This window comes from Pseudomonas sp. MN1F (assembly GCF_009391885.1).
GTDB lineage: Bacteria > Pseudomonadota > Gammaproteobacteria > Pseudomonadales > Pseudomonadaceae > Aquipseudomonas.
The window spans coordinates 72749-97248 of record NZ_VZII01000032.1 but is presented as its reverse complement, the minus strand read 5'-3'; the positions used below and the strand labels follow the sequence as shown (position 1 = coordinate 97248).

At 64.1% G+C, this 24500-nt stretch carries 22 protein-coding genes; 6 read left to right on the top strand and 16 right to left on the bottom strand.

From position 1 onward, the window contains the following. Positions 1-8: 8 nt before the first annotated feature. Together fusA and F6X59_RS16535 are read right to left on the bottom strand one after the other, a co-directional pair. Positions 9-2120 (bottom strand): elongation factor G, encoded by a 2112-nt coding sequence (gene fusA / locus F6X59_RS16540; protein WP_152957145.1) that lies wholly within the window; start codon positions 2118-2120, stop codon positions 9-11. A 73-nt stretch (positions 2121-2193) separates the two neighbouring features. Continuing rightward, on the bottom strand, positions 2194-2619 hold the full coding sequence (locus F6X59_RS16535) for a hypothetical protein (RefSeq protein WP_346651810.1): 426 nt from the start codon (positions 2617-2619) through the stop codon (positions 2194-2196). 131 nt (positions 2620-2750) lie between these two features. On the opposite strand from F6X59_RS16535, the gene F6X59_RS16530 reads away from it, so the two are divergent. Beyond that, on the top strand, positions 2751-3053 hold the full coding sequence (locus tag F6X59_RS16530; protein ID WP_152957144.1) for a hypothetical protein: 303 nt from the start codon (positions 2751-2753) through the stop codon (positions 3051-3053). A gap of 3 nt (positions 3054-3056) precedes the next feature. Here F6X59_RS16530 and F6X59_RS16525 read toward each other — a convergent pair whose 3' ends face one another. Then, entirely contained in the window at positions 3057-4307 is a 1251-nt protein-coding gene (locus F6X59_RS16525) for an aspartate aminotransferase family protein (protein WP_152957143.1), read from the bottom strand. A 102-nt stretch (positions 4308-4409) separates the two neighbouring features. Continuing rightward, positions 4410-5309 (bottom strand): transcriptional regulator GcvA, encoded by a 900-nt coding sequence (gcvA, locus tag F6X59_RS16520; RefSeq protein ID WP_152957142.1) that lies wholly within the window; start codon positions 5307-5309, stop codon positions 4410-4412. 267 nt (positions 5310-5576) lie between these two features. Here gcvA and F6X59_RS16515 point away from each other — a divergent pair, with 267 nt between their 5' ends. The 3 genes from F6X59_RS16515 to F6X59_RS16505 all read left to right on the top strand — a co-directional run bounded on the left by F6X59_RS16515 (position 5577) and on the right by F6X59_RS16505 (position 8287). Then, on the top strand, positions 5577-6959 hold the full coding sequence (locus F6X59_RS16515; RefSeq protein ID WP_152957141.1) for an amino acid permease: 1383 nt from the start codon (positions 5577-5579) through the stop codon (positions 6957-6959). A 57-nt stretch (positions 6960-7016) separates the two neighbouring features. Continuing rightward, positions 7017-7517 (top strand): PaaI family thioesterase, encoded by a 501-nt coding sequence (locus F6X59_RS16510; protein WP_152957140.1) that lies wholly within the window; start codon positions 7017-7019, stop codon positions 7515-7517. A gap of 74 nt (positions 7518-7591) precedes the next feature. Then, positions 7592-8287: a glutathione S-transferase N-terminal domain-containing protein gene (locus tag F6X59_RS16505; RefSeq protein WP_152957139.1), complete on the top strand. Its 696-nt coding sequence runs from the start codon at positions 7592-7594 to the stop codon at positions 8285-8287. On the opposite strand, the gene F6X59_RS16500 is transcribed toward F6X59_RS16505, so the two are convergent. Then, positions 8288-9904 carry an inorganic phosphate transporter gene (locus F6X59_RS16500; protein WP_152957138.1) on the bottom strand — a complete coding sequence of 539 codons (1617 nt, stop codon included), beginning with the start codon at positions 9902-9904 and terminating at the stop codon, positions 8288-8290. Positions 9905-10025: 121 nt separating this feature from the next. Here F6X59_RS16500 and F6X59_RS16495 point away from each other — a divergent pair, with 121 nt between their 5' ends. Then, positions 10026-10418, top strand: a complete 393-nt coding sequence (locus F6X59_RS16495) for a DUF488 domain-containing protein (protein ID WP_152957137.1) — start codon at positions 10026-10028, stop codon at positions 10416-10418. Positions 10419-10526: 108 nt separating this feature from the next. Here the strand turns inward: F6X59_RS16495 and F6X59_RS16490 are convergent, their stop codons facing one another. Further along, positions 10527-11006, bottom strand: coding sequence for a hypothetical protein (locus F6X59_RS16490; protein ID WP_152957136.1), 480 nt, complete (start codon positions 11004-11006; stop codon positions 10527-10529). Positions 11007-11122: 116 nt separating this feature from the next. Between F6X59_RS16490 and F6X59_RS16485 the strand changes: the two genes are divergently transcribed. Then, entirely contained in the window at positions 11123-11554 is a 432-nt protein-coding gene (locus F6X59_RS16485; protein ID WP_152957135.1) for a GNAT family N-acetyltransferase, read from the top strand. A 64-nt stretch (positions 11555-11618) separates the two neighbouring features. On the opposite strand, the gene F6X59_RS16480 is transcribed toward F6X59_RS16485, so the two are convergent. The 10 genes from F6X59_RS16480 to F6X59_RS16435 are packed head-to-tail and all read right to left on the bottom strand — an operon-like array spanning position 11619 to position 24453. Further along, complete coding sequence (locus F6X59_RS16480; protein WP_152957134.1) at positions 11619-13073, bottom strand: right-handed parallel beta-helix repeat-containing protein; 1455 nt, start codon at positions 13071-13073, stop codon at positions 11619-11621. Positions 13074-13076: 3 nt separating this feature from the next. Next, positions 13077-14204, bottom strand: a complete 1128-nt coding sequence (locus F6X59_RS16475; RefSeq protein WP_346651817.1) for a polysaccharide lyase — start codon at positions 14202-14204, stop codon at positions 13077-13079. Next, complete coding sequence (locus F6X59_RS16470) at positions 14195-15598, bottom strand: alginate biosynthesis protein AlgX (protein ID WP_152957133.1); 1404 nt, start codon at positions 15596-15598, stop codon at positions 14195-14197. Before F6X59_RS16470 ends, F6X59_RS16475 begins: the two co-directional genes overlap by 10 nt. A gap of 27 nt (positions 15599-15625) precedes the next feature. After that, on the bottom strand, positions 15626-16255 hold the full coding sequence (locus tag F6X59_RS16465) for an alginate O-acetyltransferase AlgF (protein ID WP_152957132.1): 630 nt from the start codon (positions 16253-16255) through the stop codon (positions 15626-15628). An 18-nt stretch (positions 16256-16273) separates the two neighbouring features. After that, positions 16274-17368, bottom strand: a complete 1095-nt coding sequence (locus F6X59_RS16460; RefSeq protein WP_152957131.1) for an alginate O-acetyltransferase — start codon at positions 17366-17368, stop codon at positions 16274-16276. 9 nt (positions 17369-17377) lie between these two features. Continuing rightward, a complete protein-coding gene (locus tag F6X59_RS16455) occupies positions 17378-18805 on the bottom strand; it encodes an MBOAT family protein (protein ID WP_152957130.1) in 1428 nt (475 codons plus the stop codon). A gap of 14 nt (positions 18806-18819) precedes the next feature. Further along, positions 18820-20274 carry an alginate export family protein gene (locus tag F6X59_RS16450; RefSeq protein ID WP_372240413.1) on the bottom strand — a complete coding sequence of 485 codons (1455 nt, stop codon included), beginning with the start codon at positions 20272-20274 and terminating at the stop codon, positions 18820-18822. Next, the gene (locus F6X59_RS16445) at positions 20271-21722 is read right to left on the bottom strand and encodes a tetratricopeptide repeat protein (RefSeq protein WP_152957129.1); all 1452 of its coding nucleotides are present in this window, start codon (positions 21720-21722) and stop codon (positions 20271-20273) included. Before F6X59_RS16445 ends, F6X59_RS16450 begins: the two co-directional genes overlap by 4 nt. Positions 21723-21743: 21 nt before the next feature. Then, positions 21744-22907, bottom strand: a complete 1164-nt coding sequence (locus tag F6X59_RS16440; RefSeq protein WP_152957128.1) for a PilZ domain-containing protein — start codon at positions 22905-22907, stop codon at positions 21744-21746. Positions 22908-22923: 16 nt separating this feature from the next. After that, positions 22924-24453: a glycosyltransferase gene (locus F6X59_RS16435; protein ID WP_178120100.1), complete on the bottom strand. Its 1530-nt coding sequence runs from the start codon at positions 24451-24453 to the stop codon at positions 22924-22926. Between the last annotated feature and the right edge of the window lie 47 nt (positions 24454-24500).

The following is a 24500-nucleotide window of genomic DNA, read 5'->3' as shown; positions in this document are numbered from 1 at the left end:
ATAGAACCTCATTCCCCGCGGTTCTTCTTCACGATGGCATCAGCAATGCTCGCCGGTGCCTCGGCATAGCGGGTGAACTCCATCGAAAAGCTCGCCCGCCCCTGGGTCATCGAGCGCATCGAAGTGGCATAGCCGAACATCTCGCCCAGCGGCACTTCGGCGCGGATCACCTTGCCCGCCGGTGTTTCATCACCGTCCTGGATCATCCCGCGACGCCGGCTCAAGTCGCCGAGAATATCGCCCTGATACTCCTCCGGCGTCACCACCTCGACCTTCATCACCGGCTCCAGCAACACCGCGCCGCCTTTCTGCGACAGCTGCTTGGTGGCCATCGACGCTGCGATCTTGTACGCCATCTCGTTGGAGTCGACGTCATGGTAAGACCCGTCGAACACGGCGGCCTTGAGGTTGATCAGCGGATAACCGGCCAGCACGCCGTTCTTCATCTGCTCCTCGATGCCTTTCTGGATCGCCGGGATGTACTCGCGTGGCACCACGCCACCGACGATCTCGTTGACGAACTCCAGGCCTTCCTTGCCTTCATCGCCAGGGGCGAAGCGGATCCAGCAGTGGCCATACTGGCCGCGCCCGCCGGATTGGCGAACGAAACGGCCCTCGATTTCGCAGGTGTTGCGGATCTTTTCGCGGTAGGCCACCTGCGGCTTGCCGATGTTGGCGTCGACATTGAACTCGCGTTTCATGCGGTCGACGATGATGTCCAGGTGCAGTTCGCCCATGCCGGAGATGATGGTCTGGCCGGTTTCTTCATCGGTGCGCACACGGAACGACGGGTCCTCCTGGGCCAGCTTGCCCAGGGCGATGCCCATCTTCTCCTGGTCGCCCTTGGTCTTCGGCTCCACCGCCACCGAGATCACCGGGTCGGGGAAGTCCATGCGTTCGAGGATGATCGGCTTGTCCATGTCGCACAGGGTGTCGCCAGTGGTGACGTCCTTCATGCCGATCAGCGCGGCGATGTCACCCGCGCACACGTCCTTGATCTCGGCACGCTGGTTGGCGTGCATCTGCACCATGCGGCCAATGCGCTCCTTTTTGCCTTTCACCGAATTGAGCACGGCGTTGCCTGAGCTGAGCACGCCGGAATACACCCGGGCGAAGGTCAGGGTGCCGACGAAGGGGTCGGTTGCGATCTTGAAGGCCAGGGCGGAGAAGGGCTCCTTGTCGTCGGCGTGACGCTCCAGGTGCTTTTCTTCGTCGTCCGGGTCGGTGCCCTTGATCGCCGGGATTTCCGAGGGCGCAGGCAGGTAGTCGATCACCGCGTCGAGCATCAGCGGCACGCCCTTGTTCTTGAACGACGAGCCGAGAATGGTCGGGACGATTTCATTGGCGATGGTGCGCTGGCGCAAGGCAGCCTTGATTTCATCGATGCTCAGCTCCTCGCCTTCGAGAAACTTCATGGTCAGCTCATCATTGGCTTCGGCGGCGGCCTCGATCATGTGCGCGCGCCATTCGTCGGCCATCGCCTGCAGTTCGGCGGGAATGTCTTCTTCGCGGTAACTGGTGCCCTGATCGTTGTCGTTCCAGTAGATCGCCTTCATCTTCACCAGGTCGATCTGGCCGATGAAGTTCTCTTCACTGCCGATGGCCAGCTGAATGGGCACCGGGTGGTGGCCCAGGCGCTGGTCGATCTGCTTGACCACGCGCAGGAAGTCGGCGCCCTGGCGGTCCATCTTGTTGATGTAGGCCAAGCGCGGCACGTGGTACTTGTTGGCCTGGCGCCAGACTGTCTCGGACTGCGGCTCGACGCCGTCGGCGCCGCTGAACACCACCACCGCGCCATCGAGCACGCGCAGCGAACGCTCCACCTCGATGGTGAAGTCGACGTGGCCGGGGGTGTCGATGATGTTGAAGCGGTACTTGTCGGCAAACTGCTTGGTCGAGCCTTGCCAGAAGGCCGTGGTCGCCGCCGAGGTGATGGTGATGCCGCGTTCCTGTTCCTGGGCCATCCAGTCCATGGTCGCGGCGCCATCGTGCACCTCACCCATCTTGTGGTTGACCCCGGTGTAGAACAGGATGCGTTCGGTAGTCGTGGTCTTGCCGGCGTCGACGTGGGCGACGATGCCGATATTGCGGTACAGCTCGATGGGCGTTGTACGGGCCATGGCGGACTACCTGCGGATGGGCGGATTCCCCCACGGTAGCAGAGCGGGGGAATCCTGCCTGACCGCCGGGCCGTCAGTCAGCCTGGGCTTGCAGCATCCATTGGCCGTCGATTTCGCGGGCCAGGCCGCTGGCCGGCAGCAGGGCCAGCAGGCGCTCGTGCAGGGCGGCTTCGGTAAAGGTCTTGAGGGTGGCCAGGTCCAGCACGCCGATCAGTGCAAGGTCGGCCTTGGTGTACGACAGCCACGCCTTTTTAAGCACCTGGGCGACGTCGCTGCCGGCGGTGCTGGCAAAGCGGCGGTGCCACGGGCGGCCTTCGAAGGTGAAGTTGTGCGCGTGGCTGTAGCTGCTTTGGTCGCTGCCTTCGGCGCAGCGGTAGCAGTGGCACGGGCCTTCGCCGAAGGCGTTGCGCAGGTAGCTGTTGAAATCCACGACGGGCTTGAGGGTCAGGCGTTTGTCGACCTCGAACAGGTCGGCGATCAGGGGTTGTTCGGCGCTCACTCAGGTGTCCTCGTGTGGTGTGGCGTGCATCGGCGGGCACCCTAACAGATCGGGGCATCTTTTGCAGGCCCGGCCTCTTGCGCGTACTCTACGCGCCCATCTACCCAGACACCCTTTTGAGGTAACCCCGCTTGAGCATCAAGTACCCTTACACCGCCACCGTGACAATCAGCGCCGAAGACCGCGGGGGTGACACCGAAGCTTCGGAAAACCCGGGCATGCGCGTCGGTCTGGAAGCGGTGACCGAAACCCTGAAAAAGGTGCATTTCGTCGGTACGCTCGCGGCCCCCGAAAAAAACGCCACGCACATCTGCGTGACCCTGGAGAACGGCCTGACCTACTACGGCCCGATCGTCAACGGCCACGCCGAACTCGAAGGCGGCTGGATCGCCTTCGAGTCCGACATGCTCACCCCTGAAGAACTGGGCCTGTAAGCCTCAGTTCAGTTCAGCCAGGCACTGCTCGAGGATATCCAGCCCTTCCTCGAGCACCTCGGCCTCGATGGTCAGCGGTGCCAGCAGGCGAATGATGTGCCGCGCCTTGCCGCTGGGCATCAGCAGCAGCCCCTTGGCCCGCGCCGCTTCCATCACCTTGGCCAACTGGGCTGGCGCCGGGCTGCCGTCGGCGTTGACGAACTCGATGCCGCGCATGGCCCCGGTACCGGTCAGGCGGCCGATGTACGGGCTCAGGCCAGAGGCCTTCCAGCGGGCGTGGCGGCCAACGATCGCTTGCTCCTGGCGCTCACCCCAGGTGGCGACGTTCTCGTCGGTCATCTGTGCCAGGCTCGCCAGCGCCGCCGCGCAGGCGATCGGGTTGCCCGAATAGGTGCCCCCCAGGCCGCCCTTGGGCAGTGCCGCCATCAAGTCCTGACGCCCGACCACGGCGCCCAGCGGCATGCCGCCGGCGATGCTCTTTGCCAGCAACAGCAGGTCCGGTTCGATCCCCAGGCGCGGGAAGGCGAAGCGCTGGCCGGTGCGGCCAAAGCCGGACTGGATCTCGTCGATGATGATCAGGATCCCGCGCTCGTCGCAGAAGCGCCGCAGCGCCTGGGCAAACGCGGGGTCTAGGGCGAGGAAGCCGCCTTCGCCTTGCACCGGCTCGAAGATGAACGCTGCCACGTCCTCCACCGCCAATTCGACGCTGAACAGACGCTCCATGGCCTTGAGCGCCTGCTCGCAAGTCACGCCGGTATCGGCGCTGGGGTAGGGCAGGTGGTACACCGGCCCCGGCAATTCGCCGACCCGCTGCTTGTACGGCGCGACCTTGCCGTTGAGGTTCAGGGTGGCCAGGGTGCGGCCGTGGAAGCCGCCGTCGAAGGCGATGATGGCGCGTTTGCCGGTGGCGCCGCGGGCAACTTTCAGGGCGTTTTCTGCCGCTTCCGCGCCGCTGTTGGTGAGCATGCCGGCCAGCGGGTAGCTGACCGGGACGAACTGGCGCAGGCGCTCCATCAGCTCCAGGTAGGGGCCATGGGGCGCGGCGTTGAAGGCGTAGTGGGTCAGGCGGCTGGCCTGGGCCTGGATCGCTTCGACCACGGCCGGGTTGCAGTGGCCCAGGTTGAGCACGCCGATACCGCCGACAAAGTCGATGTAACGTTTGCCGTCGGTGTCCCAGACTTCGGCATTGCGGCCATGGGAAAGTGTGATCGGATGAACGATGGCGATGGATTGGCTGATACTTTCCAGATTCATGGGCACGCAGACCTTGTTCGAGTTTCTTACTATCCAAGCGCGCCGCGGTATTATTCCGCAAGCGAATTATTCGATTGCGGTCATTCCCTGGATTCGTGAACTCTACCGATCTTCCTCAGCCACCCGCTCGCGAATCCACTGCACGAAGGCCTTGACCTTGGGGACTTCGGCGGCATGTTCGGCATGGGCGATGAAATGCCGGCCATTGCTCGCCACCGGGTGGTCCCAGGCCACCACCAGCTTGCCTTCGCTCAATTCTTCGGCCACCAGGTAGCGCGGAATCAGGGCAATGCCACAGCCGGCGATGGCCGCGCGGATACACAGGTAGAACGTGTCGAAACGCGGCCCGTGGTAGCTGTTCTGGCTGTGCAGGCCCAAGCCCAGGAACCACTCGTGCCACGCCTCCGGCCGTGATGCGCACTGCAGCAGCCGGTGTTCGGTGAGCGCCTCGGCGCTGTCGAATCGGTGCCGGGCCAGCAACTCGGGCGCACACACCGGCACCACTTCCTCGCTGAACAGCTCGATGCAGGTGGCCCCCGGCCAGGTGCCCTGGCCGAAGAAGAACGCGATATCAGCCTTGGCCTGCACCAGGTCGAACGGTTCCAGTTCGTTGCGGATGTCCAGGTGGATGCGCGGGTGGCGGTCGCCAAAGCCCTTGAGCCTGGGCACCAGCCAGCGCGCGCCAAAGGTCGGCTGGGTAGCGATGCGCAGCACCTCGGTCTCGTCGCCGTAGCTGAGGATGTAGCGGCTGGAAATGTCGATCTGGGTAAGGATCTTGTTCACTTCGGCGAGGTACAGCGCCCCTGCCGGGGTCAGGTGCAGGCGCCGGCGAATGCGCTGGAACAGCGAATGCGACAGCATGTCCTCGAGCTGCGCAACCTGCTTGCTGACGGCGCTCTGGGTCAGGTGCAGCTCCTGTGCCGCACGGGTGAAGCTCAGGTGCCGGGCGGCGGCTTCGAAGCACTGCAGGGCGGTGGTCGAGGGCATCAGGCGTTTGGACATGGCAGGCGCGTACCGAGCAAAAAAGGATGGAGTTCATTCCGTACTGGAATCATGTGCTTCGAAAAGGTCGTTTGTTGACCTCGCCCTATAGATTAATACTGACCTCGATCAACGTTTACAACCGGTACGGCGAAGAGGAGGTAACAGCGCGACCGGCGATATAAAAAAACAAAAAACAGCACCACGACCTACAAGAATTCTGCTCCAACTTTTCAGCCGACTACGGCACGCCAGCCGCACGCCGGCCGACCCATTCGAGGGTTCTCCATGGCTTCGCTACACAACAACAAACAGCGTTCCTTGCAGCACGGCCTGACCTCGCGTCAGGTGTCCATGATTTCCATAGCCGGCATCATCGGTGCCGGCTTGTTCATCGGTTCTTCCAACGCCATCGCCACTGCGGGCCCGGCCATTCTCATCTCCTATGCCATGACCGGCCTGCTGGTGCTGCTGGTGATGCGCATGCTGGGTGAAATGGCCATCGCCAACCCTAACAGCGGTTCGTTCTCTACCTACGCCTCCGAGGCCATCGGCCCCTGGGCCGGCTTCACCATCGGCTGGTTGTACTGGTGGTTCTGGGTGCTGATCATTCCGGTCGAGGCCATCGCCGGTGCAGACATCCTGCATGCCTACTTCCCGGGTGTGCCGTCCTGGCTGTTCGCCTTCCTGATCATGGTCGTGCTGTCGGGCAGCAACCTGGTCAGCGTGAAGAACTTCGGCGCGTTCGAGTACTGGTTCGCGCTGGTCAAGGTGGTCGCGATCATCGCCTTCATCGCGGTCTGCAGCCTGGCCGTGTTCGGCTTCTGGCCGCTGGCCGAGGTGTCCGGCATCAGCCGCCTGTGGGACAGCGGCGGGTTCATGCCCAATGGCTTCGGCACCGTGCTCGGTGGCGTGCTGATCACCATCTTCTCGTTCTTCGGTGCCGAGATCGTCACCATTGCCGCTGACGAAACCGCCAACCCGAAAGACAAGATCCGCCGTGCCACCAACCTGGTGGTGTACCGCATCGCGATCTTCTACCTGGCCTCGATCTTCCTGGTGGTGTCGCTGGTGGCCTGGAACGACCCAAGCCTGAAAGCGGTGGGCTCGTTCCAGCGTGTGCTGGAAGTGCTCAACGTGCCGGGCGCCAAGTTGCTGGTCGACCTGGTGGTGCTGGTGGCGGTGACCAGTTGCATGAACTCCGGCCTCTACACGGCTTCGCGGATGCTCTATTCGCTGGGTGCCCGCGGCCAGGCGCTGAGCATGACCAAGCGCATTTCCGGTGCTGGCGTGCCGACCGTGGCGGTGATCCTCTCGACCCTGGCCGGCTTCGTCGGTTGCTTCGTCAACTATGTGCTGCCGGGCAAGGTGTTCGGTTTCCTGCTGTCCACCACTGGCGCCATCGCCTTGCTGGTGTACCTGGTGATCGCCGTGTCGCAACTGCGCATGCGCGCCCGGGCCGAACGTGAGGGGCGCCCGCTGGAACTGAAGATGTGGCTGTTCCCGTGGCTGACCTGGCTGGTGATCGGCACCATCGTCATGGTCCTGGGCTACATGCTGTTCAGCGATGCCTACCGCTACGAGACGCTGATGACCGCTGGTGTGACCCTGTTCATCCTGCTGGTGTCGCTGACCCAGAAGGGCGGCAAGGTGGTTGCCCAGCCGGCTTGAGGTTTCTGCTTTAATGGGGGCGTTTCGCGCCCCCATTCCAACAACCACAGGCAGCGTATGAACGATTACCCCCTTTCCCTCCAGGCCCTCGCCGCCCCCGAAGGCACTTGCTTCGGCTGCGGTTGTTCCCACCCCTCCGGCCTGCACCTGCAAAGCCACTGGGACGCCGACGGTATCCACCTGCTGTGCCGGCACTCACCCGACAGCACCTACATCGGCTGGCCCGGCCTGGTCTATGGCGGCCTGCTGGCGATGCTGGTCGACTGCCATTCCAACTGGACCGCGATGGCCTACCACTACCGCGCCGAAGGCCGCGAAGCGGGCAGCCTGCCGCGTATTGATTGTGTCACCGGCAGCCTCGGGCTGAATTACCTCAAACCCACCCCAATGGGCGTCGAGTTGCTGCTCAAGGCGCGCGTGGAAGGTGAAGTCGGGCGCAAGACCCGGGTCATCTGCGAGGTCTGGGCGGGCGATGTACTGACGGTCAGCGCCGACTCGGTGTTCGTGCGGGTGGACACCGAAAAGCTCAAGCTCAAGGCGCATGGCCAGGCCAGCTGATCAACGGTGGGTGATGGTCAGCCAGCCGGGATGTCTCTAGAGTGACAGGTTCCCATCCAAGCCCAAGGTTGACCATGACCGATCTGAGCGCTTTCCCCATCACCCGTAAATGGCCCGCGAAGCATCCCGAGCGCCTGCAACTCTACTCGCTGCCCACGCCCAATGGCGTCAAGGTCTCGATCATGCTGGAGGAGATCGGCCTGGCCTACGAGCCGCACAAGGTCAGCTTCGACAACGATGACCAGCTGAGTCCCGAATTCATCTCGCTCAGTGCCAACAACAAGATCCCGGCGATCCTCGACCCCAACGGCCCGGGTGGCCAAGCGCTGGCGCTGTTCGAATCGGGGGCGATCCTGCAGTACCTGGCGGAGAAGAGCGGGCGGCTACTGAGCCAGGACCCGGCCCAGCGCTACCAGACGCTGCAGTGGCTGATGTTCCAGATGGGCGGCATCGGGCCGATGTTCGGCCAGGTCGGCTTCTTCCATTTCTTTGCCGGCAAGGAATACGAAGACAAGCGCCCGCGTGACCGTTACGTCAACGAATCGAAGCGCCTGCTGGGTGTGCTGGACCGGCACCTGAAGGGGCGTGAGTGGATGGTCGATGAATACAGCATCGCCGACATCGCCATCTTCCCTTGGGTGCGCAACCTGGTGGAGCGCTACAACGCTCGCGAGCTGGTGGGCTTCGATGCGTTCAAGGACGTGCAGCGAGTGCTGGCGAAATTCCTCGAGCGGCCAGCGGTGCAACGTGGCCTGAAAATCCCCGGCTGATCAGAAAATCTGGCTCAGCAGCCAGTACAGGCTTCCGGCCAACAGCATCGCCGCCGGCAAGGTCAGCACCCAGGCCATCAGCAGGTTGATCAGCGTGCGCTTCTGAATCCCCGAACCGTTGGCGACCATGGCACCCGCCACCCCCGAGCTCAGCACGTGGGTGGTCGACACCGGCAGCCCGAACATGTCCGCCGCACCGATGGTGCACATGGCGACCACTTCCGCCGAAGCCCCCTGGGCATAGCTCAGGTGGGTCTTGCCGATTTTCTCGCCCACCGTCACCACGATACGTTTCCAGCCGACCATGGTCCCCAGGCCCAGGGCGATGGCCACGGCCACCTTGACCCACAGCGGGATGTAGCGGGTAGCGTCGTCCAACTGGGTCTTGAACAACAGCACCTGGCTGCGGGTATCGGCGTCGAACGCCACCAACTGTTTCTTCTCGATCAGGCGGATGGTTTCGCTGGTCAGGTACATGTCGTTGCGCACGTTGGCCATGGCTTCGGCCGGCACGCGCTTCAGTGAGCCGTAGCCTTTGACCTGGTCACCGATCATGCCGGTGAGCGCGGCCAGTGCCGGCACCAGTTGGGGAGTGGCCTTGGGCTCGGCGATGAATGCAGTCAGCGCCTGGCGCGGGTCGCCGGGGGCCGGCCCAGGTGCCGTGTGCACCAATGCCTGGCGGGTCACTTCGGCAACGGCGGAGAACTGCAGCGCCTGCTCGCTGGGCATGGTCTTGTTCAGTGCATAGGCCATCGGCAGGGTGCCGACCAGAATCAGCATGATCAGGCCCATGCCTTTCTGCCCGTCGTTGGAACCATGGGCGAATGACACGCCGGTGCAAGTCAGGATCAGAATCCCGCGGATCCACCACGGGGGCGGCGTGCAGCCTTCCGGCGCCTGGTACAACGCCTTGCGCTTGACCAGTGCGCGCAGCGCCAGCAGCAACAAGGCGGCACAGGCAAAGCCGATCAGCGGTGAGAACAGCAGGGCATAGCCGACCTTGCTGGCCTGGGCCCAGTCGACCCCGCTGGTGCCATCACGCCCATGCATCAGCGCGTTGGCCACGCCAACGCCGATGATCGAGCCGATCAAGGTGTGCGACGAGGACGCCGGCAACCCCAGCCACCAGGTACCGAGGTTCCAGATGATCGCCGCCAGCAGCAAGGCGAAGACCATGGCGAAGCCAGCCGTGGAGCCGACCTGTAGAATCAGCTCTGCGGGCAGCAGGGCGATGATGCCGAACGCCACTGCGCCGCTGGAAAGCAGCACGCCCAGGAAGTTGCACAAGCCGGACCAGACTACCGCCACCGGTGCCGGCAGCGAGTGGGTGTAGATCACCGTGGCCACCGCGTTGGCGGTGTCATGGAAACCGTTGACGAATTCGAAGCCCAAGGCAATCAGCAGCGCCAGGCCCAGCAGCAGGAACGGCGTGACGGTGGTCATCACCGTGCCGCTGGCGGTCACGTCCTGCTTGAGGCTCCAGGCGGTGTAGGTGATGCCGGCCAGCAGCAGGCCGAAGAACAGCACGAGGGTGGCGCGCCCGGGTTTGTGTGAAAGCTGCGGGCGAGCATCGCTGTGGACCAGTGGCTGCTGGCTGGCCAGGGACGGGGTTGCCATGGGGGCTCCGATTGGCGTCGGCGAAAGTGGCTCTGAGCATAGAAACAATTCCTCGCATGGATATGACCTTGATCAAGGAATCACCTAGTCTCGAGACAGACGGTAAGGGCAGGAGAACCCCATGATTCGTTGCAAGCGCGTCTACGACGCGCCAGAGCAGCAAGATGGCCAGCGCGTGCTGGTCGACCGCCTGTGGCCGCGCAACAAACGCAAGGACGAACTGCATGCCGAGTGGTTTCGCGACGTGGCACCATCCCCTGATTTGCGCAAGGCGTTCCACCAGGGCGAGGTGGATTTCGCCGGGTTTACCCAGCGTTATCAGCAGGAGCTGGCGGCGCATCCTGAGCACTGGTATCCGCTGTTGGACCTTGCAGCCAAAGGCAACCTCACCCTGCTGTATGCGGGCAAGGACAGGGAACATAACAATGCACGCGTGCTAGCGGACTGGCTTGAAGGTGAGGCGGATCGAAAGGAGGTGGGAAGTTCGCCGGTGTGTTACCTGCGTTACGAGTAATAGAGAGGAGGGGGTAGCTGTAAGGCCCCCCCCGCGGAGTGGAGCTGCGACGTTCCAAGGCGCGTAGAACCTGTGGAATTGCGTTTTAATCTCTGTGAAAAGGCGCTTTCAGCGGGACACTGTGAGGGTGTCGACTTGGAATGATATGGCGGCAATCCACTGGCTGCTTTCAAATGCACACTGGGCCGTGGCTATTACGCCATTGTCGTCGCGTGCAACGCATTTAAGTTTACCCTTGACAGCTTCCTGTTCTGCCTTGTCAGTCTGAGCGCTTGGGTGAATCAACAGGGCTTTGATATCTATAGGGCCTTCAGGAAATTCATATTCAACATCCACGGGGATCAGTCGGGGCATTTTGAATGCCAGGCTCAGAGACTGCTCGCTCTTTTTTGCATCGTCTTTAACTGTGAAAGTCACGCCGAAATACAATACTTGTTGTTTTGGATCGTCTGGGCCAAGAAGATACAGTGCCCCTTTCGTGGCATTGAATTCTTTTTTCTGTTGGCCTTTTATTTCATAAGTTCCGCTGGCTTTCGCACCGTTGTTCAGGAACTCGCTATTCTTTAAATGTGCCGTGGTGTTTTTCATGATTTCTTCCTGCGTGGGAAATTGCGGGCACACTTATCTTTATCGCATCGCGCGTTTTCCGAAACTGGCAAAAGTGATAGTTTTGCACCCTGGCTCAGGTAGCAGAGGGCTGCACCATGCGTGTCGAGCTAGTTCCCGCGGAGGCTACAAGCCTGGCGTTTGCCCGCGACCTCACCCGCCGTGCCATGCTGCCGTACTACCGCGAATACGGCCTGCTGTGGATCGAGGAAGCGTTCGATGAAGCCTGGGGTTGGCGTGAACAGTGGCTGATCAAGGAAGGCGAAACCGTGCTGGGTTTCTGCAGCCTGAGCCAGGATCGGCAGGCGTTGTTCATTCGTGAGTTGCACCTGGTGCCGGAACAGCGTGGGCGCGGGGTGGGCAGCCAGGTGCTGGAGACGCTGGCTGACTGGGCGGCGCAGCGGCGGCTGCCGCTGTTGAGGCTGATGGTGTTCAAGAGCAACCCGGCGCGGCAACTGTACCTGCGCCACGGGTTTGTCGAGATGGGTGAGGATGATTGTTTTGTGAGGATGCAGCGGGTTATCGGTTGACCTGTGCCGGCCTCTTCGCGGGTTTACCCGCGAAGAGGCCGGTTCAGTTAAAGCAAATGCTGGATCACTGCTGCCTCACCCGCACAGTCTCACCCTGGCGAACCGTGGCCTCGAGCAACTGGCCCTGCAACGGCAACAAATCCCCGATCAACAGGTTCTGCAACAACGGCTTGCCGTCGAAGCTATTGCCGCCCAGCACCACATCCCGCACACCCTCCACCCGCACCAGTGCCTTGCCGACCTGGCCCAGGCGGTTGCCGCTGAGCACCAGCGGCCCGGCCAGTGGCGTGGCATTGCGCACGCTGATCGCATATTCCGTGGTGTTGCCGATGCGGTTGTCGAGCAGCGCCAAGGCGCCCACCTCGCTGGCATCCACCGCGCTGCCCTGGCTGCTGGCCAGCAGGTTGTCGTCGATCACCAGCGGCGCTGCCACGGTAGGTGCCAGGTTACGCAGCTGGATGCCATTGCCGCGGCTGTCGCCTATGCGGTTGCCTGCCAGCAGTACCGCGCCCTGTTGCTCGCTGATTTCGATGGCGGCCTTGGTCGCGCCGAGGATCAGGTTGCCTTCGACCAGAGCGCGGGTCTGGCCACGCAGGCGCACGCCGCTGTTGTTGTCGATGCCGCGCAGCTGGTTACCCTGCAGCTTGACCTGACTGTTCTGCACATCGATGGCGAATTGCTGCGACTGCTCGAACTGGCTGCCGGTGATGGTCGCCTGGCTGTGCTGCAGCTCCACCGCGCTGGACATCTCGCTGAACTGGCTGTTGCGGATGATCACCGTGGCCGGGCGCGTGCTGGCCGCCTGCTGGGTGCTCAAGGCGGTGCTCAGGCCACGGGAAAGGTTGGCGTTGTAGCCCAGGCGCTTGAGCGTTGAGCCGATCACCTGGGTATGGCTGCCGGCCCAGGCCACCACGAACGGGCGCCAGGCGCGATCGGTGCTGCCCGGCGTGTCGCCGGCCATGCTCTCCAGGCTGGACTGGTTGAGCCCAAGCCAGCCCTGGTTGATCAGCGCCGTGCCAGAGAGACTCGACAGGTACAGGCTGGTGCCTTCCAGTACCAGCCCGGCGTCGCCGGCGATCATCAGCGGGTAGCTGAGCAGGTAGCCATCCTTGTAGCGCTTGAGGATGCGCGGGTCGCTCAGTGCGTCGTGCAACTGCGCCAGGGTGATGCTGCCACCGCGCAGCATCACCACCTGCGGGTGGTGTGCCTGGTAACCGGCGATGGCGCGGAACAGGCCATTATTGACGAAGGGCTCGAACGGCCAGCTGCCGGCCTGGGACGAGAACATCGGCTGCAGGCTGACGCTGGCGCGCCCGGCCGGGCGTTGCCGTTCAGCCTGCTGGAAGGCCACGGCCTGGCGTACCTGCTGGCGCAACTGGTCGGCCTTGAGCTGGCGTTGCTCACGGGGCAGGGTGTCCACGGTCTGGTTGACCGGCAGCGATTGGCTGGCGGCCTGGGCCGCGCCGGCCAGGCACAAGGCGGCCAGGCAGGTAAGGGAAAAGCGGGCGAGGGCAGCCATGGGTCAGCTCCTTGATCCGGGCAGTGGGGGATAGAACGGTTTGATCGGGCCACCGAGCTGGCTGTAGTTGTCCACCTCGCCGTCTTCGCTGTCGTACAGCTGGCGCGCCAGGGCATGGCCGGGGTTGCGTTGCAGGAACGGGATCAGCCAGGCCAGTTTGTAGGGCGCGACCTCCACCTGGGCGTTGCCGCCGAGTTCGGGCAGCTCATCGGGGGCGAGCACGCTGCGGGCGGCGAAGTTGGCCAGCAGGTCGAGGGTCTGCTGATCGTCGGCGCTCCATGGCAGGCCATTGGCGCGAGCCGATTCCGCCAGCAGCACCAGTGGTACCAACGCGTACTGGCTGTAGGTGGCGGCCAGTTTGCTGCGCTCCACTTCCAGCGGCAGATAGGCGTAGCTGGCATCACCGGAGCGCACGGCCTGGGCCAGGCCGCGGCGCAGGTTGCCGTCGGCCCACTGGATGAAGTCGTCGCGGTCGAGCAGCATGCCGGTGGCGGCTACGGCCCAGGCCGCCCAGTAGTCGTGATTGTTGAATTTGATTCCGGCAGCACCGCGGCGTGGGTCATATTCGGCGATCACCTGCTCACCCAGGCGGGTGAACCAGCTGCGCTGCGCTGCGCTCAGTTGCAGCTTGCCGTCGGCGGCGGACTGGGTCAGCAGCACGCTGCCAGCCATGGCTGCCAGGGCCCACTTGCGGGCAGCCCTGCCGGTGCCGCTGGCATCGGGGTTGAGCAGCGCACCGGCTTCGGCCCACGCCTGCAGCCATTGATCCTGGCAGGCCAGGGCCAGGTTGGCGTCCTGCGGCTTCTTCGCCCGCTGGAAGCGCTTGCTGGCGTAGATCAGGCCGCCGACGAACTGCTTGACCTGCTTTGCGACCTCTTCGCTGTTGGCATCGGGGATGCTGCGCAGGGTCGACTTGCTGGCGTCACGCTGGTCGTACTTGCTTTCCAGGCGCAGGCTACCGATGTAGGGCGCCGGCGGTTCCTGGGGGCAGGCCAGGGTCCGGTAGTCGGCGATCATGGCCGATTGTGGGGTGCTGTGGGCGGGCCAGATGGACTGGGCTGCCTGGGCCTGGGGGGTTGATAGCCCCAGGGCGAGCAGCCCCAGGCATGGCAATACAGTCTTCACAGGCACAGGCGAGTCTCCACATCGGTCGCCGCAGTTCCTGGCTTGGTCGGCTCCATGAATACCGACAACAGGTTGGCCCCGGCAAACTCCGGTGCCTTGCTCAGCTCCAGGTAGTACTGCCCACCGGTCACCACCGCGTCACGGCGGAACCACACCTTGTCCCGTGCACCGTTGTCGTAGTAGACGATGATGTAGAAGTCCTTGACGTTCTTGTCGCTCAAGCGAATGTCGAGGAAGCCCTTTGACAGCGCCTGGCGACCACTGCCGGCATTGCTCAGCAGCTCGATGCGCTCACCCACCTTCAACGCCGGGCGCTGCAGTTTCGCGCCGAGCACTTCCCGGCTTGCCGAACAACCACCCTGGACCGCCGGCACCAGCTGGCGATACATCAACGGCGAGTCGAGCCGGTAGTTGGCCGGCAGCTCCCAGACGATCAGCTTGGGCGGCGCCTTGGGCTTGTAGTCGCTCGACAACAGGTATTCCAGCAGCGAGCCATCCTCGCCCACCCCAGGCAGGGCGTAGTTGAGGATGTCGACGTTCAGGTACTGCTTCAGGTAGCCATCGAAGTTGAACTGCTTGCTCTCGTCCTCACGGGCCGCGGCGTTACTGTCGCCCACCAGGATCACTTGCGGGTCCGGCGCCTCGTCGAACAGCGCATCGGCGCTGGCAGCCGCCGGAATGGTCTGGTAGCCGCGCACATACTGGAAACCGTAGTTGTTGCCGCAGATGCTGCTCATCGCCAGGTTCAGGGTGCCGTCCTTGGGCACCATCACGCCCGGCTCGGTGCGGTACTCCTTCTTGGTCAGCCCGGCATAGAACGGCTGGCGGCGGATTTCCTCGGCCATCAGTTTCGCCGTGGCCTCGGCGCCGGCAGGCGTCCAGTGGTGGTCGCGGCGGAAGAAGTACTCGCCCTTCGGCGGTTGCTGCACCAGCTGCATCATCGGCGCCACCACTGCGCCGCCCTGGCGCAACTGGCCAAGGTAGGCACTGAGGCTGTTGCTGGCGCGGGCATAGTCGAAGCCATGCAACTGGTCGGCGAACAGCTTGTCGCGGTGCATCAGCCCGCGGGTCGGCTGGATCGCCATGGCCACATGAATGCCCTGGCGTTCGAAGGCCTGCATCAGGCGGGCGAACTCCGGGCGCATCGGCGCGGGGATGCCGAAGTCATTGGTCAGGTCGACGGCCGAACGGAACAGCCAGCGGTCCTTGCCAGGCACGATCTCGCGCATCAGTTTCATGCGCCCTTCGGCATAGCGTTGCGGGTCGCTCAAGGCCGGGCAAACCATGCACTGCAGGTTCTCGCAGCCAGGCTTGGTCGCTTGGGCCGGCTGCGCGGCCTGGCCGGGCAGGCTGAGCAAGGCCAGGGCAGCGCTCAGGCCAAAAGGTACAAGGGTCTTCATGTGCCATTCATCCTTGCAGGGCATTCATCACTCGGTCGGGTCGATGCTGTTGGCCAGGGTCATGCTGCGGTTGCCGGGCAGCAGCACGTAGCTGTATGAGCGGCCCTTCTTGAGGAACTGCTCGTCGAAGCTGGCGACCTTGGTGTCCTGTTGGTAGGCAGCGAAGTCGATCTTGATCTCGTTGACCATGCGCGTGCCGGTCTCGCCGTTGCCGAGGGCTTCGACGACTTCGTGCTTGCCATCGGCGGTCTTCAGCGCGGTCTGGTTGGTGGTCAGGTTGTAGAAGGCGATCTGCGCCTTCTTCGGCTCGTTGACGTACTTGTCGCTGATCAGTTTCAACTGCTTGCCGTCGTAGACCACGGTGCTGGCCGCATTGGCCTTGAGCTGGGGTTCGATCGACTTGCCGCCGACGGCGATCTTGTGCAGGCCGGCAGGGGTGAAGCGGTAGCCGCTGAGCTGGCCGGCGGCCACCCGCTGCGGGTTGACCTTGCCGCTGAGGCTGACGTCGATGTTGCTGTCGGACAGGTTCAGCACGCGGACGAACGCCGAGTCGGCCGGGGCCACGGCATCGTACAGGTCGGCGTTGCCTTCGGCGGCCAGGGCGGCATGGCTGGCAGCGGCCAGGGCGATGGCGGTGAACAGCTGGGTAAGTTTCATCAGGCTCTCCTTGAATGGTCAGAAATGCTGGGGCGCAGCGCTGCGGCTGAGCGAGCCGGGGCGGTGGGCGAGCAGGGTGCGCAGGGGGAATTCCCAGACCACGGTGTCGATCTGCGTGTTGGCCAGCTGGTCGCTGGCAAGGAACTGGTTCATCGCCTCGAACGGGCCGCGGGCTTCCACGGCAATGCTCAGCAGGTCGCGGTTGAGGGCCTCCTTGAGGAAGCCGACGAAGTTCCAGTCGTCGATCTTGCTGTAGCTGGTGCCGACCAGCAGCAGGCTCTGGTTTTCCTCGGCGAACAGGTCGTCGGCGCCTTGCGTGGCCTTGAGGGTTTCGTACAGGGCGATCGGGTTGGGGCCAAACTGTGGCGCCAGGCGCGCATGGTCGAACTGGATGTAGTTCATCAGGTCGCCCTTGATGTTCTTCTCACCGGCCTTGTGCGACACATACACCTGGTCACCCAGCAGTTGCGGGCGCTGGCGCGCCAGTTCGTAGGCCGACAGCCGTGCGCCTTCCGGGCTCCAGTGGGTGTCCGACTTGAGGAACAGCTGCGGGCCTTCGAGGTTGGCGAGGAACGCCGCGCGCAACGGCACCACGTCCAGCTGGCGGTTTTGCAGCTCACCGACGAAGTGGTCGTAGAGGCTGGTCACCCGCGGGTCGAAGGCATGCTGGGCATGCGCCGCGTACACATCCAGCTTCATCGGCAGTGGCAGGATCACCAGCTGCTTGCCGTGCTCGGCCAGTTGCGTGCGGACCTTGGCAATCTGCTCCAGCTGGCTCGCCACATTGGCCTCAAGGTCGTTGGGCACGCGGTATTCCTGGTTGGTGTAGAGCCAGCCATCCTTGCCCAGCACCACACCCTTGGTGCCTTCGCCGAACAGGTGGAACTGGGCATCGGCCCACATCTGCACCGACGGCTCGCGCAGGAAGAAGCGCTTGTCGTAGGCCTGCTCGAACTTGCGCAGCAGCTTGCCGTCGACGAACAGATTCCAGGTGTCGGTCGAGGTGCGGGCAAAGCTGAACACCGGCGGCAGCGAATAGACGAACATCGCCGCCAGCACCACCACGAACAGAATGCCATTGGCCTTGCTGGCCGAATTCATCACCGGGTACATGGCACGCTCCTAGAACTGGAAATACAGGAAGGGTGAGAACGAGTTGGCCGCCAGGCTGCTCAGCGCCAGCAGGAAACCGCCCCACAGCAGCACGCTGTGCAGCGTGCCGACATGGCGCATGAAGTAGCCTTCCTTGTTGCCGGCGTAGAAGCGCACGTTGTTGATCCCGGCCAGCACCAGCCAGGCCAGCGCCACCAGGGCGAAGGCCATGGCCATCTTCGAGGCGCCGAGCACGTACAGCTCCAATGAGCCGAAACCGTTGAAGCCGAACAGCGCCTTGTAGATGTCGATGCTGTGGCGCAGGTCCATGGTGAAGAACAGCGGCATGCTCAGCAGGATCAGCACCCCGGTGCGCAGGTTGCGGCCCAGGTGGTAGGGCGTGGTGACCTTGGTCGCCAGGTTGAACTTGCGCTCGATGACCATGCCCACGCCGAAGAACAGGCCCCAGCAGATGAAGGCGAAGCTCGCGCCGTGCCACAGGCCCGACAGCAGCATGGTCCAGATCAGCGCGGGCAGGGCGCCGGCCACGCGTTTACGCACCAGCGGCATGTACACGTAGTCGCGCAGGAAATGCGCCAGGGTCATGTGCCAGCGTGCCCAGAACTCGGTGATGCTTTGCGCCACGTAGGGCTGGTTGAAGTTCTCCGGGAAGCGGAAGCCCATCATCAACGCCAGGCCCAGGGCCATGTGGCTATAGCCGGCGAAGTCGAAGTACAGCTGCAGGGTCGAGATCACCAGGCCGAACCAGGCGTCGCTGAACTGCAGCGCGCCTTCGCTGACGAACAGCATGTTGATCGGCGCCAGGCGGTCGGCGATCAGCACCTTCATGATGAAGCCGAGCATGAAGCGGCACACGCCCAGCGAGAACAGCTCCAGCGAATGGGTGCGTTCGCGCAGCTGCGGCGCCAGCTGGCTGTAGCGCAGGATCGGCCCGGCCACCAGGTGCGGGAACAGCGCGACGAAGGCGGCGAAGTCGATGAAGTTGCGCGTGGGCGTAGCGTCCTTGCGGTAGATGTCGACGATGTAGCTCAGGGCATGGAACACGTAGAACGAAATGCCCAGCGGCAGGAAGATGTTCTCCAGCGTCCAGGTGTTGATGCCCAGCGGCGCCAGCAGCATGGCCAGCACCTCGGCGCCGAAGTTGGCGTACTTGAAGTAGCCCAGGGTCGACAGGTTGCCGGCCACGCCGATCCACAGAAGGCGCAGGGCCAGGCGCTTGTCGCCAGCATCCAGGCGTGCCTTGATACGCAGGCCGAACCAGTAGTTCCAGTAGGTGATGCCGACGAACAGCAGCAGGAAGTCCGGCCGCCACCAGGCGTAGAAGATGTAGCTGGCGGCCACGATCACCGTCGAGCGCCACTGCGCCTTGGCCAGGAAATACACGGCCAGGAACAGCGGCAGATAAAGGAACAGGAACACATTGGAGGCGAAGATCATGGCACGGCCCTTCCTTAGTAACTGATCACCACGCCGACGCTCAGCTGGTAGTCATCGCCGGTTTCCAATGCACTGCCGGCATTGAGGTAACTGGCGCTGACCAGCGCGTTGACATCCAGGTGCTTGCCATCGATAGCCACCGGAAACATCTTCCAGTAGTAGTTGAGGTCGATCATCTGCCCGACGTTGCGCCCGTTGCCGTTGGTGCCCTGGTTGATGGCGCGGTTGCGCGCTGAGCGCTGGTCGCCGTTCATGCGGATCGGCAGGGTGCCGTCGGCGTCGCGCAATTCAAGCTGGGTTACCCGCAGGTCCAGCGCGCTGCGCGGGGTGGGGCGGGTCTCCACGGCAAAGCCGTAGTAGCTCAGGTTGCGCAGGTCGAGGGCGACGAACGAACTGGTCAGGCGGGTGCTGTAGGAGCCGGTGCGGGTGATGCGGTCGGACTGGATGGCGTTCAGGCGGAAGCCATCATTCTCGTCGCTGGGCTTGTCGGTCAGGCCGCCGCGCAGCGCCACGCGCGGGGTCCACGCCAGGCTGTCGAAGCGCTTGCCGACTTCGCCCAGCACTGCCCAGCCGTTGCTGCTGTGGCCGGTGGTGGTGACGCCGTTGCCGTCGGTGTTGTCCATCTTGCCGTCCAGCGCCGCCAGTTCCAGGTGGTAGTCGCTGAGCACCGGGTAGGCGAGGTTGTCACCCTTGAAGAACAGCCCGTAGCGCATGCCCTTGAAGTCGTAACGGTCGCCGGCGTCGTGGCCGCTGTGGTCGTTCTCGTGCATCAGGCGCACACCGACCTGGTTGTTCTGGCTCCAGCGGTAGGCGTACTGGCCCATCAGGTAGGTGGTGCGTTCTTCGCTGTCGGCCAGGCGATTGACGTCGGTGTTGTAGTTGTGGAACTTCTGGCCGACGGCGAAGAACGCCTCGCTGAAGGTGTCCTGGTAGTTGAAGCGCAGCGACTCGAGGCTGTCATCCCACCAGATGCCGTAGTCGTCATAGAAGCGCTGGCGGCCGAACGAGGCGGAGAAGCGCGGGTCGTCGCCGATCAGGTTGCGCTTGACGTACAGCTCGCGCAGTTCGGCGTACCAGCCTTCGGGCTGCTCGCGTTCGTTGGCGTTGGACGCTTCGTTGGTCAGGTTGCTCGATTGGCTGGAATCGTAGTTCAACCACAGGCGGCCGTAGACCATCCATTTGGCCCAGCGCTTTTCCGGCGAGTACCAGGCGAACGACGGCTCGTAGCGCAGGCTGTAGAACATCTCACGGTCGCTGCCGACCTGCGAGTCCTCGGGGCCGTAGCCGGTCTGCACGGTGAGCTTGTTGAACACTTCCGAGGTGATCACCGGCTCGCTGCCATCCAGTGCGGCGACGCGCACCGGTGCGTTGCTGTCGGCTTCGGGGCCGGTGATTTCTTCTGCGGCGAGGGCCGCTGGCAGCGGCGCCAGGGCCAGCAGGGCGCCGAACAGAGGGTGATGCGCTTTCACAGGGTGGCCTCCTTGAATAGCCCGTTGCGAGCGGCCAGGGCGCGCTCGATGTCATCCTTTGGCAGGGTCTTTTCCAGGCGCTTGATCAGGCTGCGCGCGCTGCGTTCGCCCAGGTCGAGGGCGACGCGGGCGTAGGTGTAGGCCTTGACCGGGTCGTGGCACAGGGCACGGCCATAGGCGTGCAGGGTGGCCATGCGGTACCAGGCGGCGGTGTTGCCCTTGTCGGCTTCGGCCTGGAACAGCGCCAGGGCCTTTTCCTGGTCAGGTTGGTCTTCCACGCCCTTGCTGTAGTACTCGCCCAGCAGCAGGCCGGCACCGGGGTAGCCGCTGGCACGCAGCTCGTCGATCAAGGCGCGGGCCTTGTCCGGGTCCATCGTCAGCCAGTTGTTGACCATGTAGAACTGCGCTTGCAGGGCCTTGGCCCGGGTCGGTTCGCGCTCGCGCACATGGTCGATCAGCGCCTGGGTTTCCTCGGCGTTGTGCTCGGTCGGGTTGGAGATCATGTAGTTGGCCTTGGACACCATGGCCGGCACGAAGCCACGGGCCACGGCCACATCGCGCCAGCGCTGGACGCGGGCAGTGGCCAGGTTCAGCGCGTCGTCCTGGGCTTTTTCGCGGGCCAGTTGCTCGGGTGTTGGCGGCAGCTTTTCGGCAGCCGGTGCAGCGGCCTGGTTCTCGTAGCGGTCGGCGTCCAGTTCGGCGCGCTGCACGTTGGTGATGCTGTCGAGCAGCGCGGCGACGCGGTGGATGATCTCCACCGGCAACTGCTCGCGCTCAGGTTCGAGCTGGTCGGCGAAGGGCGGGAACAGGCGGTCCTGCTGCTCGCCGAGGAAGGCGTAGTAGCGGTCCAGGGCGCGCACGTCCACGCGCACGGCCTGGCGATACCAGCGCTCGGCGCTGGCGCGGTCGCCCTGGCGTTCGGCAAGCACGGCGTGGTACAGCTCGGGACGGCAGTTGAGCAGGCAGGCCTGTTCGTACAGGGCCAGCAGTTGGGTCGCCTGGGCGGTGTCGACCAGCTCCGGGTAGGTCAGGAACACTTCCAGCGTGGTGCTGGTGTTGCGTGGGTCGAGGTTGGCCGGGTAGCGCGTCAGTGCCTGCGCCATCCACGGCCGCTGCGCCTCGCGCAGGTTCGGGGTGCGGTCGATCAGGCGGGCCAGCGAAGCCAGTGCCGGGACCATGCCATGGCCGTCGGCAAAGGCCTTCTGGTACAGCGCCACCACTTCCGCGCGGCTGGCATCTTCGCGCCCGGCCAGTACATCGCCAAGCAGCAGGGTACTGGCCAGGTCGCCACGGGCAGCCAGTTCGCGCAGGTCGGTGGTGACCTCGGCCGACGGGTCCTTGTACAGCGCGTAGCGGATCTGCTCCAGGCTCTGCCCGGCACTGGCCGTGCTGGCGCAGGCCAGGGCCAGGCCGGCCAGCAGCAGGCGGGGGGGCATATTGGCGGTCATGGCGTCATCGTCCTCGGCCGTTTAGCGCGCTGCGCCGAACGGCAGGCCCATGAACAGGTCGACTGCCACCGCTTTCTGGTAGGCCGCGGCCGGCAGTGGGCTGTCAGGCTGGATGGTCAGCGCCAGGTTGCGGTTGACCTCGTCGACTCGGGCGTCGACCACCTTGCCGCTGTAATGCTGGTCGAGGCCGAACACCTGCATGTCCACCGACTTCACCCGGTCGACATCGGCGAGCTTGTCGAACGGCACGTTGGCGCGCACGAACAGGCCCTGGTCCTTGGGCAGCAGGTGCAGCAGCGGGGCGTCCTTGTAGCCGTAGCCATCCAGGCGCTGGCTCGGGTAGTAGACCGTGCAGTCGCACGGGCTGTTGATCACCGTCTCGATGGTGGCGCGGCCGAGCAGGGTTTGCAGGTCACCCGGCGACAGGTCGGCAACCGCCTTCATGTCGGCCGGGCTGGTGAAGCTGGTGGCCAGCTGCGTGGAGATGCTGGCCAGCGGCTGGCCGGCCTGCACTTCGGTGGCGCCGGCGGGCAGCAGGTACTTCACATAGCCGTTGTCGGGCATGCTGATGACCTGGGCGTTGGTCGCCACCTGGGCCTGCAGCGCCGGGATGCGGAAGAACAGCAGGTAGCCCTTGTAGCCGACGAAGGCCAGTGCGGCGACGCCGGCGGCGGTGTACAGCAAGGTGCCGGTCAGGGCCTTGAGGCGGGCGCCCGGGGTACGTGCGCTGACGTGCTTGTGCTTGCGCTCCTTGATGTAGTTCTCGCGCTGCATGACATTGAACAGGCCATTGATGTCGGCGATCTCGCCGGACATGTAGGCACTGATCAGGTAGCGCAGGATGTCGCGCTTCTGTGCATCGAGCTCGACGAACTGCGCCCCCACTTCGCTGCCACGCTGGGAGACGATGCGGATCTTGCTGTCGATGTTCAGGTCGACCTGGTTCAGGCGCAGGCGGATCGAGGCGTCGTACAGCGTGCCGACTTTCAGCGGTGCGTCGTGGGTCAGGCCCAGGCCACCCAGCGAAATGTCCTGCAGGGCCACTTCGAACGGGGCCTGGCCGGCACTGGACAGGCGCACCCTTGCGTTCATCCGGGTGCGCACGTACTGGCGCTCGTCGACCGCCTCGTGGACGATGTTGGCCGCTGTCTTGCCCGGGGCCGCGGGAATGTTCGTGGTACTCATGTGCAGGCGCCTTTCCTTAACGTTGCGAGAGTTCTAGAAGAACGGTGATGACCCCGAAGAAGATCGCAATCGACGAGCACAGCATCGCCTTCGAGGACCAGCGGTTGAGGCTGGCGTCGAAGTCGACGCTGCCAGTGGCCAGGGTGGTCTTCTGCCGCGTCCAGCTTTGCTGGTCCATGTGGAACATCGCGTAGACCTTCATCAGCGAACCGACGATCTGGTTGTAATAAAGAACGAAGGGGTACATCGGGCTGACCGGGTGGCCGGCGAAGACGAACAGCACCGTCACCAGGCTGCGCGAGATCAGTACCCAGAACAGGTACACCAGCAGGTACTGGATGCCGAACACCAGGCCAGCCACCACCGAGGCGGTCAGGCCCATCAGGCAGGTCCACATCGATACGCGCTGGTCGAGCAGCACGTACAGGGTGAACAGCCCCAGGCGGGCGCGGCCGAGCAGGGCGGTGGCGCGGAAGTTCTGCCGCAGCGAGTTGCCATACCAGCGGAACATCAGCTGGCGGGTGGCGACCAGGAAGCTGTCGCTGGGCGGGTGCTCGACGGTCAGGGTGTGGCTGTCGGGCACGTAGAAGGTGTTCCAGCCGGCGCGCATCAGGCTCAGCCAGCTCGACTTGTCGTCGCCGGTGAGGAACTGGAAGCGGCCCAGGCGCCAGTGTTCGAGGAAGTCGGCCTCGACGTCGCGGATGAATTCGGGGTCGGTCATCACCTCGGCGCGGAAGAACGACAGCCGCCCGGTCAGGGTCAGCACCCGGTGCGACAGCGCCATCGAGCACATGTTGATGTGGCGCTGGACGAAGCGCATCGAGTGCCACTGGCGCATCCAGCGGCTGCCTTCGACTTCGCAGAATTCGTTGGTGGTCAGGCCGCCCACGTCCGGCAGCACGGCGAACAGCTTGACCGCACGCTCGACGCAGCCAGGCAGCATCATGGTGTCGCCGTCGACCACGCCGACCACTGCGTCATTCAGCGGCATCTGCCGCGACAGCGCGCGGAAGGCATGGGCCAGGCCGTCACGCTTGCCGGTGCCCCGGGCGCGGACGATCACCAGCTTGATGTCGTCGCGGTCCTTGACCTCGTTGCGCATGATGTCCTTGATGAACGTCTCGTCGCCTTTCTCGACGATCGAGGCGATCACCGTGCACGGCACTTTCAGTCGCTGTACTTCCTGGAACACCGACTGGTAGACCTTGAACGTGGTCGTGGTGGGGATGCGGAAGCTGGTCACCACCATGAACATGTGCGAGGGCAGCGCGGCATCGCCCAGGCGCTCGACCTGCCGGCGCAGTCGCGGGAATTTCCAGTGCAGGAAGTACATGCCGCGCAGGTAGTGGACAATGGCGTTGCCATAACGCCACATGCCCAGCGTGCCGATGATGAAGATGAACAGGTGGTGGTTCGGGTCCAGGTACTGCGGCGCGACCATCTCCGACGCCAGCGCGATCAGCCCGGCGAGGCATGCCCAGCCGAAGAAGCTGGCGGCTGCGCGCAGGTAGCCGGGTGCCACGAAGGGTGGTTGCTGTCGATCCATGTCGGCTTGACTCCTGTTTTTGCGGTGCCCGCGCGCCACACCGCCCA

What these genes read in the sequence shown, in the direction of transcription:
- F6X59_RS16505 (WP_152957139.1), top strand. Translation starts at nt 7,592, where the DNA reads ATGACCGATCTGAGCGCTTTCCCCATCACCCGTAAATGGCCCGCGAAG.
- F6X59_RS16500 (WP_152957138.1), bottom strand. Translation starts at nt 9,904, where the DNA reads ATGGCAACCCCGTCCCTGGCCAGCCAGCAGCCACTGGTCCACAGCGAT.
- F6X59_RS16435 (WP_178120100.1), bottom strand. Translation starts at nt 24,453, where the DNA reads ATGGATCGACAGCAACCACCCTTCGTGGCACCCGGCTACCTGCGCGCA.
- F6X59_RS16525 (WP_152957143.1), bottom strand. Translation starts at nt 4,307, where the DNA reads ATGAATCTGGAAAGTATCAGCCAATCCATCGCCATCGTTCATCCGATC.
- F6X59_RS16445 (WP_152957129.1), bottom strand. Translation starts at nt 21,722, where the DNA reads ATGACCGCCAATATGCCCCCCCGCCTGCTGCTGGCCGGCCTGGCCCTG.
- F6X59_RS16465 (WP_152957132.1), bottom strand. Translation starts at nt 16,255, where the DNA reads ATGAAACTTACCCAGCTGTTCACCGCCATCGCCCTGGCCGCTGCCAGC.
- F6X59_RS16510 (WP_152957140.1), top strand. Translation starts at nt 7,017, where the DNA reads ATGAACGATTACCCCCTTTCCCTCCAGGCCCTCGCCGCCCCCGAAGGC.
- F6X59_RS16460 (WP_152957131.1), bottom strand. Translation starts at nt 17,368, where the DNA reads ATGTACCCGGTGATGAATTCGGCCAGCAAGGCCAATGGCATTCTGTTC.
- F6X59_RS16480 (WP_152957134.1), bottom strand. Translation starts at nt 13,073, where the DNA reads ATGGCTGCCCTCGCCCGCTTTTCCCTTACCTGCCTGGCCGCCTTGTGC.
- F6X59_RS16485 (WP_152957135.1), top strand. Translation starts at nt 11,123, where the DNA reads ATGCGTGTCGAGCTAGTTCCCGCGGAGGCTACAAGCCTGGCGTTTGCC.
- F6X59_RS16440 (WP_152957128.1), bottom strand. Translation starts at nt 22,907, where the DNA reads ATGAGTACCACGAACATTCCCGCGGCCCCGGGCAAGACAGCGGCCAAC.
- F6X59_RS16455 (WP_152957130.1), bottom strand. Translation starts at nt 18,805, where the DNA reads ATGATCTTCGCCTCCAATGTGTTCCTGTTCCTTTATCTGCCGCTGTTC.
- F6X59_RS16490 (WP_152957136.1), bottom strand. Translation starts at nt 11,006, where the DNA reads ATGAAAAACACCACGGCACATTTAAAGAATAGCGAGTTCCTGAACAAC.
- gcvA (WP_152957142.1), bottom strand. Translation starts at nt 5,309, where the DNA reads ATGTCCAAACGCCTGATGCCCTCGACCACCGCCCTGCAGTGCTTCGAA.
- fusA (WP_152957145.1), bottom strand. Translation starts at nt 2,120, where the DNA reads ATGGCCCGTACAACGCCCATCGAGCTGTACCGCAATATCGGCATCGTC.
- F6X59_RS16470 (WP_152957133.1), bottom strand. Translation starts at nt 15,598, where the DNA reads ATGAAGACCCTTGTACCTTTTGGCCTGAGCGCTGCCCTGGCCTTGCTC.
- F6X59_RS16515 (WP_152957141.1), top strand. Translation starts at nt 5,577, where the DNA reads ATGGCTTCGCTACACAACAACAAACAGCGTTCCTTGCAGCACGGCCTG.
- F6X59_RS16495 (WP_152957137.1), top strand. Translation starts at nt 10,026, where the DNA reads ATGATTCGTTGCAAGCGCGTCTACGACGCGCCAGAGCAGCAAGATGGC.